Consider the following 15436-nt stretch of genomic DNA (forward strand, 5'->3'; position numbering starts at 1 on the left):
GCAGCAGGTGACGGCTGCGGCGGAGCAATACGGCAGGATCCCAGCGGCCATCATCGCCGCCGTGGCCGAGAAGGAGTCGAGTGGAAACCCCAACATCGGTCCGACCCGGGTGCGCAATAGCCGGGGCCTGCCCAGCACCTCTGCCTATGGCCTCGGCCAGATCACCATTGGCACTGCGCAGGCTGCAGTCCGTGGCGGATATCTCCCGCCCGGTTTCGATCGGACGGATCCGGAGCAGGGTGCGGCGGGTATCGGCGGCGTGCTCTCCATGAAGCTCGACCAAGCCGGCGGTGACCTCGCGAAGGCCCTGCAGAGCTACTACGGCAGCCGCGCCCCCGGGGCGAACCAAGCCTACGCCGCCGACGTGCTCCGGCGGGCTGGCCAGATGGGTGACGCCTCGACCTTGGGGCAGGTGCGGGAGGCGGATGCCAACGCTCGGGCGCTCCAGACCGCCAACGACAACCTGCGGCTCAACACCGAGCTCTATGGCCGGAATGGGCTTGCGCTAGAGGCGCAGACCACGGCCAACCGGATGCTGTCTGATCAGCTCGCGCGGGGTGTGCCGCTGACCGACGCCCTGCGCGCCAGCATTGATTCCTTCGCGACCAGCTCGGCGACTGCCGCCCAGAAGCTCAAGTTGGTCCAGTTCGCCAGCGATACGGGCTTCGAGCGCGAGCAACTCGGGCGCGACCGCTACGATCAGGCCGCCTACAGCCGGGCGCGCTCGACCGTCGGCGACACGACCTCGCCCGGCGCACAGGCGGTGATCGACCAGTCCCGGTCGAACCAGTATCTGAGCGACGCCCGGAGCACGCTGACGGACGCGGCTAGCGGCTTCGCCACGGCGCTCTCGCACGGGGAGAACGCGGCCAAGGCTTTCGGCAACGCGCTCAGCCGGATCAGCGACAAGCTGCTCAGCGGGCTCGTCGACTCGCTCGTCGGCTCGCTCTTCAAGAGCGGAGGCGGCGGCCTCGGCTCGCTCTTCGGGTTCGCCGATGGCGGCTACACGGGCGACGGCGGGAAGTACCAGCCGGCGGGCATCGTCCACGCGGTGAGTACGTCATGCCGGCCAACGTGGTCCGCCAGTACGGGCGGGGCTTCTTCGACTGGATCAGCGGGGTGCGGGGCTACGCGGACGATGCCTTCGTGGCCATGCCACAGGTCTCGGCGCCTGTGCCTCCAGTGCCCACCGCGCCGGCATCGGCACAGGCCGCGCCCGGGCAGGTCGCCGTCTCGATCGACGCGCGAGGCGCGCAGGGAATGCCGAGGTGCAGGCTGCGATCCAGCGTGGCGCCGCCGCCGGCATGTCTCAGGTCCATGACCACATCGAGCGCAACATCAACGGGATCGTCGCCAACGGCTCGCGGCGTTACAGAAGGTTAGGGAGAGACACTTTTCCCGTTAGGTGAACGGCCGACCTCAGCGGCGCAGTTCGTTGTAGCGGTTCACGAGGTGGCGAATCTGGCAGTTGGCTAGAGAGAGGTCCCCACCGTTACCGCCGGTCCGGCCAACCTCCGCGGCGGCCTCATCACACACGACCTTCGTGTAGTTCTCCCAGGCAGCCTGCCCCTTCAGCACGGCCCGTTTCCCTTCATTGGCGCGTTCGGCTCCCGACATCCCTCCCATGGGCCCTTCAGCAGCAGTGGCCTCGGCATCGGCCACACGCTTCTTCAACTCCGCCCTCACACGGATGCGGAGCGCCTTGGTCTGATCGAAAAGGCAGTTGGACAACTCGACGTACGTCAGGACTACCAGCCACGGCCAAATTACGTCGCTGAATGCGTCGAGCGGAGACGAGAGAGTGTCGCTTGGGTCGCCCCGGCCTATCTCGACGGCCTGGGCGTCCTATCGACTACCGCGGGCCCTGAAGCCCGCGCCGCCCTCGCCCCGAGCGAGGTTGGATGCGCCTAGAGGCGAGAAGCACTATAACCACACCCGCCGCCCACCCACTCAGGGTAAGATCTCAATGATACAGCCGTCGTCCATTAATCTGAAAGTTGATCAGCCAATTGAGGTGCGCAATTCAGTCGGCGCAGTCCTTGGGAAGTTATCGATAGGCAATTACGTGGCAGAGCACAACACCTCTCAACAACCAGGATGGTACAAGTTTTATGAGGCCGATGACAATTTCGTAAAAACAAAACCCGTCGATCGCCTTGCAAATATAAACTTGACAATAGCCACAGATGGGCGAGTTACAATCAATGCTTGAACACATAGTGCAGCACTGATCTGAAAATCTGGGCGGCTAAGGCGGTCCAGATTTTCAGATCGACGATCAGAGGCACGTCAAGCGAACCAGTCTCCTTGGAATTTCCATCGCCCCGGCGAGCCGTAAGGCCCAACCCAGCCTTTGCTCAGCAAACTTATCATCTTGGCGCCACAGCCGCGCATTACACGTTGATAAGCGGTCCATAATTTATTGTGCATATCTGCGGCGGGTCTAATATCGCCTGCCCTACAACCGCATGGATACCGCATCCAACTCTCATTACCTTCCTCAAATGCGGCGAGCACCCACCGATCTCGTCTTCGATACGGCATCAAGGTAGATTTGTCGCCAAGTTGAACAAGTCTATGTGAGCATATATCATTTGCAAGATATCCGTCGGAGACCCAGTTTGGATGCTCATAGATCAAAAAAGATTTAATCATATTTTCGAGTGCGAATGCACAAAGCAAGAAAGTTGCGCGATCAACCTCATCCCAGGTGTGCCGAACCGTTTCTTGCTGTGTGAACTGTAAATAACCCCGGCCTCTCTGGGCGTGGAGCGCCGTAGCTTGATCGTGGAGATTGCTCGCGCTCAAAAGCCATTGGTGGGGATTTGCAGCCATCGCAAATCCCTCACTCTCCGCTTGTGAGAAAACCGGCTTCAGCTTCTTGTTCATGCTGCGCGATGCTGGGCTGTGATTCGGGTTCTTAGCGCAGCTTAGCTCAAGCAGAGGTAGCCACCACGCTGCTGCATCCGACAACGGCGTGAGAACGGATGTCGAATCACTTGCTTGCTGGTTCAGCCTTTGAATGCCTGCAAAAAACTGGCGTTGGCATCGATCGGGCCGACTGAGAGCCGGCGAGCCCTGCAGGCATGGGGGCACCTCGATGGAGGCGCGAATGCCCGGAGAACATTGGCCGAGAGAGGAAATCGAGCTGGTCCGCAGTTTGGCACCCGATTACGAAACCCTCGAGCGCCTCCTACTAGAACGTACACGGACGCAAATAAGAAACCGTGCCTCCAAACTGGGAATGGCTCCTACACACAGGGCGTTTCTTCCGAGACTCGGCCGGGGCCTACGGGCTCCGGCCTCTTTCGTGGGGATCAACCATGTGACAGTGGTTGGCTGCCGTTCTGAGCCTTGAGACCGCGCTGTGCTCCGCGATCCTGGCTGAGGCTGCCCATGAACGTCAGGAAGAACAGGCGCCCGCGGCCGGGATCGCGCGCGTATCCGCGTGGCTCCTGTTGGCTGCTACCGGCTTCCTGCTCTGGTCGAAAGCCAGCTGACCGGCGGCGGCGCGGCTGGCATCACTTCGTTAGGTGGAACACCCATCTTGGCTACCTGTTCGCCTCTTGCAGCGACAGGAGCGCACAAGATGGCTGACCCCGCCAAAGGACCTGAGTGCGACCCGCCGGAATCAGAGCTGCCCCACGGCCGGCCCATGTCGCCCAACACCGGTGACATGCCGCCGCCGAGGCTGCCGCCGGCTCCCGAGGACGATCCTGCCCCGCTCAACAAAGAGTCGGCCCCCGACATTGATGATGTACCAGGCCTCTGATCGATCAGGCCTGCGGGCCGGATAATTGTGCCTGCGCAGCGAAGAGGAATGCAGCCTTCTCGTGTTGCGTTCGTGTTGCGTCGAGCACCCGCGAGCACATTGGATCGCGTCGTAACCCATTGTAATTTCATGATTCGTGTTACGGCGTGTTGCAAGCCTAGAACGAGGCGCCGCGGCAAAGAAAAACCCGCCAAGTTATTGATATGACGGGTAAAATCCTGGCGACCCCGGTAGGGCTCGAACCTACGACCTGCCGCTTAGAAGGCGGCTGCTCTATCCAGCTGAGCTACGGAGTCGGGGCCAGGCGGCCCCAGAAGCCACGGGCTCGCCCGAGGGTCAAGCGCGCGGGGCGAGGACCGGCGCGGCGTCCCGGATCGGGCCGAGGATGGAGAGACTGCCCCGCGGCGATGCGCCGGACGCGCCTTCGCGATCCGGCGCCGGGAGCGGGCCGGGGTTGCGCGCCGCCGCGGATCCGGTCAGGCCGGAGCGCGGTTCATGCCGGGGCGCCGCGCCCCCGTCGGGAGACCGAGCTTGACCGCGCCGAGTCCCACAGCCTCGCCCCCCGGACGTGTCCGGCGCCGCCGCCTCGCCGCCGGCCGGGGCAGCCTGAGCCGGCCGGGCGGCGATCTGCGGCGCCTGCCCACGGGCCTCGACCTCCGGAACGTGCGGCTCGTGGAGGGCGTGCGCGCCGCCTTCGCGTTCGGCGTCGTCATCCTCCTCAACATCTGGATCCAGTGGTCGCCGCTGCTGACCATGGCGCTCGCCGCCAACCTCGCCTGCTTCTGCGACAACGGCGGCCCGATGCGGGCGCGCCTGCGCGTCCTCACCGCCTTCTCGTTCCTCGGCGGCCTGCTCTGGGCCGGCCTCGGCCTGATCCAGCCCCTCGGCCTGCCGGTGGTCGTCCCGGTCGCCTGCGCGCTGATCTTCGCCTGCTCGTACGCGCGCGTCTGGAGCGTGCAGGCCCAGTCGGCCGGCAACGTGCTCGTGGTGGTCCTGTGCATCGCCCTCGACCGGCCGCTCGACGTCGCGCAGGCGGCCGTCACCGCGGCGATGTTCGCCGCCGGCGGTCTCTGGGCGACCTTCCTGGCCCTGGTCATCTGGCGGCTGCACCCGTACCGACCGGCCCACCGGGCGGTGGCGGAGGTCTGGCACAACCTCGCCCGGCTCTGCGGCGACCTCGAGCGGCTCGTCGCCCTGCCGGAGCCCGACACGGCCGCCTTCGACGGCCACGCGCGGGGCCACCGCCGCGGCGTGCGGGCGAGCATCGAGACCGCGCGGACCATGATCCTCGACCTCGCCCGCTCCCGCGAGCGGGTCTCGGACCGCACCGCCCAGGCCCTGCTGCGCCTGGAGAGCGCCGAGCAGATCTTCGCCGCGCTGATCGCCGTGGGCGAGTTGATCGACAGCCGGCCCGACGCGCGCCGCCGGGCGCTCGCCAAGGTCTTCCTGCGGCGCCTGCGCCCCCTGCTGGTGACCATCGCCCGGGCGATCCGCGACGACGTCAACCTCGACCTCGCCCGCCTGGAGCACTCCATCGCCCGGGTGGCCGAGGGCCTGTCGGAGGACCCGACCCTGGCCCGCCTCGCCGACCGGATCGCCGGGCGCGTGCGGCTCGGCGCCAAGCTGTCGACGCCGGAGGGCTACCGGCCCGGCGGCACGATCACAGAGGGCGGCAGCCTCGACCGCTGGACCCGCTACGTCGGGCCGCTGGCGCAGAACTTCACCCTGGCCTCGCCCAACCTGCGGCACGCCCTGCGGGCGAGCGCGGTCGCGGCGCCGGCGCTCGCCGCCACCCTGACCTACGCGGGCGCCTTCACGCACTGGCTGGTGATGACCGTGGTGCTCACCATGCAGCCCTTCTACGCGGCGACGTGGCAGCGGGCCCTGGAGCGGATCGGCGGCACGGTGCTGGGCGGCCTCGTGGGGGCCGGGCTAGCCTACTACGCCACGAGCCCGCTGGCGGAGGCCGGGCTCATCCTCGTGCTCAGCATCGTCGGCTTCGCGGCGCGCCAGATCTCGTACGGGTTCTTCGTCACCTGCCTGACGCCCCTCGTGGTGCTGCTCGTCGAGTTGCTGGAGCCCGGCCACAGCTCCTGGGAGATCGTCGCCATGCGGGGCGGCTTCACGGTGCTGGGCGGCGTGATCGCGGTGGCGAGCTGCCTGGTGCTCTGGCCGATCTGGGAGCCCGATCAGGTCCGGCAGGAGCTGCGCCGGGCGCTGAAGGCCCAGGCCGGGCTCGCCGAGGCGGTGCTCCGCGCGCCGCCCGGCGAGGGCCGCGAGGCCGCGATCGCGGCGCAAAGCCGCGAGGCCGGCCTCGCCCTCAACGATCTGGAGGCGGCGCTGTCCCGCGCCCTGCAGCAGCCCCGGGCCGGCAGCCACCCGGAGGTGGAATCCGCCCTGGTGGCCGACGCGACCCTGCGCCGGATCAGCGCCCGGCTGATCGTCCTGCGGCACGCCCCGGAGGCGGCCGCCCCCGAGGCGGAGACCTGGCGGGCCTGGATCACCGCGACCCTGGCGGCCCTGGGCGCGGACAGGCCCGTGCCCGAGCGGCCGGCGCTGGATCGCGGACAGTCGCTCGTGCGCCTCGTCAGCCAGGTCGATCTTCTGGTCGGAACCCTGCGGCCCGGGGAGATCCGGGCCGCGTCGGGGGTCGATGGCGGGGCCCCGGCTTCGGGCCAAGGGACCACGGCGCGGGCCGGTCAGCCCGTCCTGCCGTCCTGACGGACGGCCCCCCGTCAGAACCGCGGCAGGGCGTTGGCCGGGCCGCCGGCATGCGGGCCGCTGTAGCGGTAGGCGGCCGGCCGGGCCGGGCCGGCGGCGTCCCGGTACAGGACGGGGGCGTTGCCGACCCAGCCCGAATAGGCCGAGGCCGGGTAGGGCGAGTGCTTCGAGTCCAGGCCCTGCGCGAGGGCGGGCGTGGCGACCGCGGCGACCAGGGCGGCGGCGGCGAGCATGCGAACGGTCATGATGATCTCCGAGTGTCTTCGTATGACTTCAGCGGGAAGTCATCCGGTCAACCGTGTCGAGTGAGGAAGATCGTCGTCGCGATGCGCTGGGCGGCGGTCTTGATCGCTCCGGCTTTGCTTGGCCGAATGTGACCTCTCAACGGAGATACTCTGCCCCGGGTTCGACCGCCGCCGTGCGCTGGCGCACGGGGAGACGCGGCGCGGGCCGGAAGGCGCGCGACGGGCCCAGGCACGGCCGGGGATGCGTCCCGCGCCGAAGCGTGGCACAGACCGCGGCCTGAGAGGGATGCAGACCATGCGGCTGATCGTCGGCCTCGGAAACCCGGGCGCGCGCTACGCGGGCAACCGGCACAATATCGGCTTCCTCGCCGTCGACGCGATCGCCCGACAGCACCGGGCGAGCCCGTTCCGCCACCGGTTCCAGGGCGAGGCCGCCGAGGTTGTGCTGGGCACCGAGCGGGCGATCCTGCTGAAGCCCTCGACCTTCATGAACGAGTCCGGCCGCGCGGTCTCGGAGGCGCAGCGCTTCTACAAGATCCCGCTCGGCGACGTGATCGTGCTGCACGACGAGCTCGACCTCGCCCCGGCCAAGCTCCGGGTGAAGCTCGGCGGCGGCAATGCCGGCCATAACGGCCTGCGCTCGATCACCGCGCAGTGCGGCAACGATTACCGCCGGGTGCGGCTCGGCATCGGCCATCCCGGCGACAAGGCGCTGGTCCATGCCTACGTGCTCAACGATTTCGGCAAGGCCGAGCTGCCCTGGGTCGAGGATCTCTGCCGGGCGGTGGCCGACCACGCCGCCCTGCTCGCCGCCGGCGAGGACGCGAGCTTCCAGAACAAGGTCCACCTCGCCATGGCCGGCCGCGGCTGGGACGACGTGAAGACGCTGGGCGCCAGAAATTGACACGCCCACACGGGGACGGGATATCGGGGCGGGCGAGAGGGTCCGATGAAGGCGGTGCGCGTCGCGCCCGGCTGTCGGCGGTTCGATTGCCTCCCGGCGGCCGCGGCCCGGCGCGTCGGTGTCGCGCGCGCTCGACCGAGGACGGGGCGCGCGGCGTCGTGTTCGCGGGCCCGATTCTCATCAACCCATTCCGCGCGTCGCTCGACGACGCGCTGCGACGGAACTGACCCATGGGCTTCAAATGCGGCATCGTCGGCCTGCCGAACGTCGGCAAGTCGACCCTCTTCAACGCGCTGACGCAGACGGCGGCCGCCCAGGCGGCGAACTACCCGTTCTGCACCATCGAGCCGAATGTCGGCGAGGTGGCGGTGCCGGATCCGCGGCTGAATGACCTCGCCCGGATCGCCTCCTCGAAGGAGATCATCCCGACGCGGCTGACCTTCGTGGACATCGCCGGCCTCGTGCGCGGCGCCTCCAAGGGCGAGGGCCTGGGCAACCAGTTCCTGGCCAATATCCGCGAGGTCGACGCCATCGCCCACGTGGTCCGCTGCTTCACGGACGGCGACGTCACCCACGTGGAGGGCAAGGTCGATCCGGCCGCCGACATCGAGACCATCGAGACCGAGCTGATGCTCGCCGACCTCGACAGCCTGGAGCGCCGCGCCCAGTCGCTGGAGAAGAAGGCCAAGGGCGCCGACAAGGAGGCCAAGGAGACCCTCGACCTCGTCAACCGCGCCCTGCCGCTCCTGCGCGACGGCAGGCCCGCCCGCCTCGTGGAGCGCAAGCCCGACGAGGAGAAGCTGTTCCAGTCGCTCGGCCTGATGACGGCCAAGCCCGTCCTCTACGTCTGCAACGTCGACGAGGGCGACGCCGACAAGGGCAACGCCTACTCGGACGCGGTCTTCGCCCGCGCCAAGGCGGAGGGTGCCGTGGCGGTGGTGGTCTCGGCCAAGATCGAGAGCGAGATCGCCGTGATGCCGGAGGCCGACCAGGCCGAGTTCCTGGAGGCGGTGGGCCTCGCCGAGCCGGGCCTGAACCGGGTGATCCGCGCCGGCTACGACCTGCTCGGCCTCGTCACCTACTTCACGGTCGGCCCCAAGGAGGCCCGCGCCTGGACGATCACCAAGGGCACCCGCGCCCCCGGGGCGGCCGGGGTGATCCACTCGGATTTCGAGAAGGGCTTCATCCGGGCCGAGACCATCGCGTTCAAGGACTACACGGCGCTCAACGGCGAGTCCGGGGCCCGGGATGCCGGCAAGCTCCGGCTGGAGGGCAAGGATTACGTGGTGCAGGACGGCGACGTACTGCACTTCCGCTTCGCCAACTGAGGTCCGGCACCCGTCATCGCGAGCGCAGCGACGCGACCTAGGGCGGCGCGACCCCGGTGAGCGCGGCGCCGCCTGGATTGCTTCGCTCCGCTCGCGAAGACGGCGATCCCGATCGCCCACCCCACCGATCAACGTGACGAGCCCACCATGCCCGATCCCGCCCTGGAAGACTTCTCCGTCGGCGACGTGATCGTCGGGGAGCCGCTGACGGTGACCCGCGACGCCATCGTGGGCTTCGCGAAGGATTTCGACTTCCAGCCCTTTCACCTCGACGAGGCGGCGGCGGAGACGACCTTCGCGGGCCGGCTGATCGGCTCGGGCTGGCACACGGCGGCCCTGGGCATGCGCCTGCTCCAGCAGGGGCCGTTCCGGGGCGGCTCGTCGCTGGGCGCGCCCGGCATCGACGAGCTGCGGTGGCTCGCGCCGGTCCTGCCGGGGGACGCGCTGACGCTGACCTTCCGGGTCGCGGGCCTGCGCGACTCGGCCTCGAAGCCGGGCCTCGGCTTCCTGACCGCCGAGGTCGCCCTCGCCAACCAGCGGGCCGAGACGGTGCTGACCCAGCGCTTCACCTTCATGCTGGCCCGCCGCGGCACCGATCCCCTGCCCCCGCGGCCCGTGGAGATCGGCGTGCCGGGGCCGGTCACCGAGCCGGAGGATGCCGAGATCCTGCCGTTCCTGCGGGACGCCGAGATCGGCGCCGTGCGGGAGCTGGGCGCCTACCCGTTCAGCGCCGAGGCGATCGTGGCCTTCGCGCGGGCCTACGACCCGCAGGCCTTCCACCTCGACCACGACGCGGCCGAGCGCAGCCATTTCGGCGGCCTCTGCGCCTCCGGCTGGCACACGACCGCCGCCTACATGAACCGGATGCTCACGACCCGCGCCCGGGACGCCGCCTACACGGCCACCCGCGGGCCGGTCCCGGAGGCGGGCCCCTCCCCCGGGTTCAAGAACCTGCGCTGGCTGAAGCCGGTCTACGCGGGCGACACGGTCCGGTTCAGCGCCAAGCTCACCGACAAGCGTGCCTCGGCGTCGCGGCCGGGCTGGGGCTTGGCCTTCGCGCGCAACACCGGGGTGAACCAGCGCGGCGAGGCGGTCTTCGCTTTCGACAGCGCGGTCTTCCACCAGTGGGAGCCGTGAGCGGGCCTCAGGCCGGCGCCTTGCCGAGCACCGCGAGGGACTGACCCAGATACACGCCCGACGGCCACGGCGCCGCCGTGCCGTCGAGGAACGTCACGCTGTCGAAGCCGATATGGTCGGCCCAGGTCTGCCAGACGCTGCGCTCGATGAACGTGTTGAGGTGCGGCACCGTGCTGGTGCGCTGCTCGCCGACCGTCTTGGTGAAGACGCCCCAGTGCGAGGCCATGCTGAACTCGAGGAACGAGGCCACGACGCGGCCCCCGGGCCTGAGGGCGCGGTGCATCTCCTCCAGGTAGATGTAGCACTCCGTGTGCAGGAGATGCGTGAACACGCTGAAGGCCGAGACGAGGTCGACGCTGCCGTCGGCGACCGGCAGCGACAGCGCCGTGTTCCGGGCGAAGCGGTAGTCCCTGGGACAGCGGCGCTTCGCGTAGTCCAGCAGGTCCTGGACGACGTCGAGGCCCAGATACGCGACGCTCGCGGTGCGGGCGAGATGCACCGCCAGGCGCCCGGAGCCGCACCCGAAATCGACCACCGACTGGCCGTCCCGGAGCCCGAAATGCTGGAGGATCTCGCACTCGATCGCGCCGATGCGGTCGTAGTCGCCGCCCACCGCCACGCTCATCGCCTCGTCCAGGGGCAAGTCGCGCATCAGTTGGCGGACGTACGCCTCGTAATCCTCGACGAAATGAAATTTCGCCATCGCGGCCACCTCGAAGGTGTCGAGATCGGACTGGGATGATCAGTCCATCCGCCGTCGAGATTTGTTCTTCCCCACGACGCTCCGGCATCCGTTCTGCCGAACACCGTCGAGCCGCGAAAGCGGCTGCGCGGATACGGGGCGCGAATTGCCCCCGAGGCTGCCTTTTCGGTCACACCGCGTTCGGGAAGACCCGGATACTGCGCCGGGCGGCCGCGGCCGCGGGAGAATCCGCCCTCACGCCGCCCTCACGCCGCCCGGCGGCGCTCCGGGTAGAGCCCGTACAGGCCCTCGGCGCTGGCCTCGCAGATGCCGCGCTCGGTGATGATCCCGGTCACGAGGCGCGACGGCGTCACGTCGAAGGCGGGGTTGGCCACCGGGCTGCCGGGGGAGACGACCTCGATCGTGGCGAAGCCGCCGTCGGGCAGCCGGCCGGTCATGTGGGTGACCTCGCGCCCGTCGCGCTCCTCGATCGGGATCTCCTTCACCCCGTCGTCGAGGGTCCAGTCGATGGTCGAGAACGGCAGGGCGGCGTAGAACGGCACGCCGTTGTCGTGGGCTGCCAGCGCCTTCAGGTAGGTGCCGATCTTGTTGCAGACGTCGCCGCTCGCCGTGGTCCGGTCCGAGCCGACGATGCAGAGATCGACGCCGCCGTGCTGCATGAGGTGGCCGCCGGCATTGTCGGCGATGACCGTGTGCGGCACGCCGTGGCCGTTCAGCTCGAAGGCTGTGAGCGCGGCGCCCTGGCTGCGCGGCCGGGTCTCGTCGACCAGGACGTGGACCGGCACGCCCCGCTCGTGGGCGGCGTAGATCGGCGCGAGCGCCGTGCCCCAGTCCACCGTCGCCAGCCAGCCGGCATTGCAGTGGGTCAGGACCGTGACCGGCCGGTCGCCGCCCCTTGCCGCGTGGAGGTCGGCGATGATCTGGCCGCCGTGGGCGCCGATCGAGCGGCAGCTCGCCACGTCCTCCTCGGCGATGCGGCCGGCCTCCGCGAAGGCGCGGGCGAAGCGCTCGTCCGGCGCGACCTGGCGCAGGTTGGTGGAGACCCGGTCCAGTGCCCAGCGCAGGTTGATCGCGGTCGGCCGCGTCGCCGCGAGGGTCGCCACCGCCCGGTCGATCCCGTCGTGGGACGCGTCGGCGCGCATGGCGAGCGCCAGCCCGTAGGCGGCCGTGACGCCGATCAGCGGCGCGCCCCGCACGATCATCGTGCGGATCGCCACCGCGGCGTCCTCCAGCGTGGCGAGGCGCTTCAGCTCGAACGCGAAGGGCAGGCGGGTCTGGTCGATCACCTGGACGCTGAGGCCGTCCGGGTCCGGGAAGATCGTGCGGTAGGGCTGGCCGTCGATGTTCATGGCCGCTCCTGTGCCACAGCGGGGCGGATTTTGCACCCGTGGGCGCGGACGGCGGCAGCCTGGGGATGCGCGGCCGGGCGCCGGTGAGCCTTCCTCAACCTTAGCAGGTCGTTAAGGGGGTCGTGCCTAGCCTCGGGGGTAAGTCCCCGTCCTGCGTCCGGTCCCGCATGCGCTCGCTTCGCCGTCCCGCATCGCCCTACGAGACTTTCGTCGACAGCGTTCGCCCCTTCCTGGGCAAGCGCCTGACGGAGCTCGGCGGCTTCGTGCTGTTCACCGGCGCGGTCGCGCTGACCGTGGCCCTGGCCACGTGGTCGATCGACGACCCGAGCCTCAACCACGCCACCGACCACGCCGCCCACAACGTCCTCGGCCAGCCGGGCGCCGTCGTGGCCGACCTCGCCATGCAGATCCTGGGCCTGGGTTCCCTGGCCTTCGTGCTTCCGCCGGTGCTCTGGGGCATCCGGCTGATGCGGGAGCGCAACCTGCCCGAGGGCGGGCTGCGCATCGCCCTCTGGATCATCGGCTTCTGCGCCGCGAGCGCGGTGGCGAGCGCGCTCCCGCCGACGACCCGCTGGCCCCTGCCCACCGGCCTCGGCGGCGTGGCCGGCGACGGCCTGCTGTCGATGGCGCGGGTGATCGTCGGCGCGGTCTCGTCGGCGGCGGCCCACCTCGTCGGCTTCGGCTACGCCGCCGTGGCGATCCTCAGCCTGACCGGCGCCTGCCGGTTCGGCGCCGTCGAGGAGGACAGCCTGCACGACGATCCCTACCCCGTCCGGCGCGCGCCGGCGCGGGGCCGGGATTCCGGCCGCGACGAGCGCGAGGATTCCGACGAGCCGAGCCTCGGCCTCGTGGGTGTCGGCGCCCTGGCGCAGGGCCTGATGGGCCTGCGCGGCGCCGCGGCCGACCGGATCGCCGCGTGGCGCGCCGGCCGGGCCGAGCCGATCGACGGCGCGTCGCCCGCCCTCGCGGCCCGCCGCGCCTTCACGGACGCCGATCTCCCCTGGGCCGAGCACCTGCCCGAAGGCCGGCAGGCCGGCGCGAGCCGGCGCGAGCCCGTCTTCGACACGTCCGAGGACGCCCCCGCGGCGCCGGCCCGCCGCGCCGCGGGGGCGCGGGACGATGCGGAGGACGATCCGGAGGCTTTCGAGGCGCCGCAGCGCCCGGTCCCGCCGCGGGCGGAGCCGACCGCGTCCCGGGTGGCGCCGCCGCCCGCAGCGCCCGTGCCGGCACGGCGCGCGCCCGCGCCGCTCGTCCGTCCCGAGGATTACGCCCTGCCCGCCCTCGACCTGCTGGCGGCCCCCCGCGGCCCGTCCCAGGCGAGCCTGATCTCGGCGGACGCGCTGGAGCAGAACGCCACGCTGCTGGAGGCGACCCTCGGCGATTTCGGCGTGCGCGGCGACATCCTGGCGGTGCGGCCGGGCCCGGTTGTCACCCTCTACGAGCTCGAGCCCGCGCCCGGCACCAAGTCCAGCCGCGTGATCGCGCTCGCCGACGACATCGCCCGGTCGATGTCGGCGGTCTCGGCCCGCGTCGCGGTCGTCCCCGGCCGGAACGCCATCGGCATCGAGCTGCCGAACGCCAAGCGCGAGACGGTCTACCTGCGCGAGCTCCTGGCCTCGACGGACTTCGCCGAGAGCAAGCACAAGCTGGCGCTCTGCCTGGGCAAGAACATCGGCGGCGAGCCGATCATCGCCGACCTCGCGCGCATGCCGCACCTCCTGGTCGCCGGCACGACCGGCTCGGGCAAGTCGGTGGCGATCAACACCATGATCCTGTCGCTGCTCTACCGGCTGAAGCCGGAGGAGTGCCGCCTGATCATGGTCGACCCGAAGATGCTGGAGCTGTCGGTCTACGACGGCATCCCGCACCTGCTCTCCCCGGTCGTCACCGACCCCAAGAAGGCGGTCATCGCCCTCAAGTGGGCCGTGCGCGAGATGGAGGAGCGCTACAAGAAGATGGCCAAGATCGCGGTGCGCAACATCGACGGCTACAACGCCCGGGTCGCCGAGGCGGCGGCGCGCGGCGAGGTGCTGACCCGGACCGTGCAGACCGGCTTCGACCGCCACACCGGCGAGGCGGTGTACGAGGACGAGGCGATGGACCTGGCGCCTCTGCCGTACATCGTGATCGTGGTCGACGAGATGGCCGACCTGATGATGGTGGCCGGCAAGGACATCGAGGGGGCGATCCAGCGCCTGGCGCAGATGGCGCGCGCGGCGGGCATCCACCTGATCATGGCGACGCAGCGGCCGTCGGTGGACGTGATCACCGGGACGATCAAGGCGAACTTCCCGACCCGGATCAGCTTCCAGGTGACGAGCAAGATCGACAGCCGCACGATCCTGGGCGAGATGGGCGCCGAGCAGCTTCTGGGCCAGGGCGACATGCTGTTCATGGCCGGGGGCGGGCGCACGACGCGGGTGCACGGGCCGTTCTGCTCGGACAGCGAGGTCGAGAGCGTGGTCGCCCACCTCAAGCGCCAGGGCCGCCCCAGCTACCTCGACGCCGTCACCGCCGACGACGAGGAGGGCGCGACCGAGAAGGGCGGCGGCAAGGGCAAGGCCGGCGCCGCGGAACTCGAACTCGACGGCGCCGTGTTCGACCAGGGCTCCTTCGGCGAGGCCGGCGGCGACCTCTACGATCAGGCCGTGCAGGTCGTGCTGCGCGACCAGAAGGCGTCGACGAGCTACATCCAGCGCCGGCTGCAGATCGGCTACAACCGCGCCGCCTCCATCATGGAGCGGATGGAGATCGAGGGCATCGTCGGCCCGGCCAACCACGCCGGCAAGCGCGAGATCCTGGTCGAGGAGGCGGTCGGCTGAGAGCGCCGGCCTGCCGCGCTCGCGGCATCCCCTCCCCCGTGCGGCCGACACGTGTTCGCGGTGCGGCCTGCGGCGGAGCGCGACGCGCCCCCTTTCCCGTATGGGAGAGTGTTGGGGTGAGGGATGGGAAGTCTCCGGACAGGGCACGCGTTTGACGCGCGGACGGGGCGCGCCGTCTTCTGAACATTAGCTTTCCTCACCCTGTCCCTCTCCCGCACGGGAGAGGGAACCCGCGCTCTCATCCTGACGGATGGACCAACCGAGGCCGCGAGCGCGTGCAGCCGGCAGCTCAGCGGGAGAGGCAATGCGGATCGGATCACCGTATTCGGCCAGCCCCCGCCCAACCCGAAAAATTTCGCGCGGCGCGGAACCGGCCCTTCGCCCGCACGTTACGCGCGTGCGAGGCCTGGAAACGGGCTCGCTCTGAGGGCGCCGGGCACGGTGTCCGGCGCTGC

Annotated in this window: 12 protein-coding genes and 1 tRNA gene; 7 read left to right on the plus strand and 6 right to left on the minus strand. The window is 70.0% G+C overall.

The window, feature by feature from the left end; translation table 11 throughout:
- The first annotated feature begins 7 nt into the window (after positions 1-7).
- A complete protein-coding gene (locus ACLBX8_RS17765; protein ID WP_447699829.1) occupies positions 8-1321 on the plus strand; it encodes a transglycosylase SLT domain-containing protein in 1314 nt (437 codons plus the stop codon).
- A gap of 98 nt (positions 1322-1419) precedes the next feature.
- Here the strand turns inward: ACLBX8_RS17765 and ACLBX8_RS17770 are convergent, their stop codons facing one another.
- The gene (locus ACLBX8_RS17770; protein WP_447699828.1) at positions 1420-1731 is read right to left on the minus strand and encodes a lysozyme inhibitor LprI family protein; all 312 of its coding nucleotides are present in this window, start codon (positions 1729-1731) and stop codon (positions 1420-1422) included.
- A 558-nt stretch (positions 1732-2289) separates the two neighbouring features.
- On the minus strand, positions 2290-2889 hold the full coding sequence (locus tag ACLBX8_RS17775; protein WP_447699827.1) for a hypothetical protein: 600 nt from the start codon (positions 2887-2889) through the stop codon (positions 2290-2292).
- 446 nt (positions 2890-3335) lie between these two features.
- Here ACLBX8_RS17775 and ACLBX8_RS17780 point away from each other — a divergent pair, with 446 nt between their 5' ends.
- Complete coding sequence (locus ACLBX8_RS17780; protein ID WP_447699826.1) at positions 3336-3500, plus strand: hypothetical protein; 165 nt, start codon at positions 3336-3338, stop codon at positions 3498-3500.
- Positions 3501-3991: 491 nt separating this feature from the next.
- On the opposite strand, the gene ACLBX8_RS17785 is transcribed toward ACLBX8_RS17780, so the two are convergent.
- Positions 3992-4068 (minus strand) — tRNA-Arg (locus tag ACLBX8_RS17785).
- Positions 4069-4267: 199 nt separating this feature from the next.
- Here ACLBX8_RS17785 and ACLBX8_RS17790 point away from each other — a divergent pair.
- Positions 4268-6493 (plus strand): FUSC family protein, encoded by a 2226-nt coding sequence (locus ACLBX8_RS17790; protein WP_447699779.1) that lies wholly within the window; start codon positions 4268-4270, stop codon positions 6491-6493.
- A gap of 14 nt (positions 6494-6507) precedes the next feature.
- Here ACLBX8_RS17790 and ACLBX8_RS17795 read toward each other — a convergent pair whose 3' ends face one another.
- Complete coding sequence (locus ACLBX8_RS17795; RefSeq protein ID WP_020094261.1) at positions 6508-6738, minus strand: hypothetical protein; 231 nt, start codon at positions 6736-6738, stop codon at positions 6508-6510.
- Between the two features lie 295 nt (positions 6739-7033).
- Here ACLBX8_RS17795 and pth point away from each other — a divergent pair, with 295 nt between their 5' ends.
- From pth to ACLBX8_RS17810, 3 genes are all read left to right on the plus strand, one after another.
- Positions 7034-7642: an aminoacyl-tRNA hydrolase gene (gene pth, locus ACLBX8_RS17800; RefSeq protein WP_447682468.1), complete on the plus strand. Its 609-nt coding sequence runs from the start codon at positions 7034-7036 to the stop codon at positions 7640-7642.
- 230 nt (positions 7643-7872) lie between these two features.
- Positions 7873-8970, plus strand: a complete 1098-nt coding sequence (gene ychF, locus ACLBX8_RS17805) for a redox-regulated ATPase YchF (protein WP_447699778.1) — start codon at positions 7873-7875, stop codon at positions 8968-8970.
- A gap of 147 nt (positions 8971-9117) precedes the next feature.
- Entirely contained in the window at positions 9118-10107 is a 990-nt protein-coding gene (locus ACLBX8_RS17810; protein ID WP_447699777.1) for a MaoC/PaaZ C-terminal domain-containing protein, read from the plus strand.
- Positions 10108-10114: 7 nt separating this feature from the next.
- On the opposite strand, the gene ACLBX8_RS17815 is transcribed toward ACLBX8_RS17810, so the two are convergent.
- Positions 10115-10810 carry a class I SAM-dependent methyltransferase gene (locus ACLBX8_RS17815; RefSeq protein ID WP_091682754.1) on the minus strand — a complete coding sequence of 232 codons (696 nt, stop codon included), beginning with the start codon at positions 10808-10810 and terminating at the stop codon, positions 10115-10117.
- A 245-nt stretch (positions 10811-11055) separates the two neighbouring features.
- The gene (gene mtnA / locus ACLBX8_RS17820) at positions 11056-12159 is read right to left on the minus strand and encodes an S-methyl-5-thioribose-1-phosphate isomerase (protein WP_447700698.1); all 1104 of its coding nucleotides are present in this window, start codon (positions 12157-12159) and stop codon (positions 11056-11058) included.
- A 167-nt stretch (positions 12160-12326) separates the two neighbouring features.
- On the opposite strand from mtnA, the gene ACLBX8_RS17825 reads away from it, so the two are divergent.
- Positions 12327-14981, plus strand: a complete 2655-nt coding sequence (locus ACLBX8_RS17825) for a DNA translocase FtsK (RefSeq protein ID WP_447700699.1) — start codon at positions 12327-12329, stop codon at positions 14979-14981.
- Positions 14982-15436 lie beyond the last annotated feature (455 nt).

The organism is Methylobacterium sp. D48H (genome assembly GCF_053345715.1).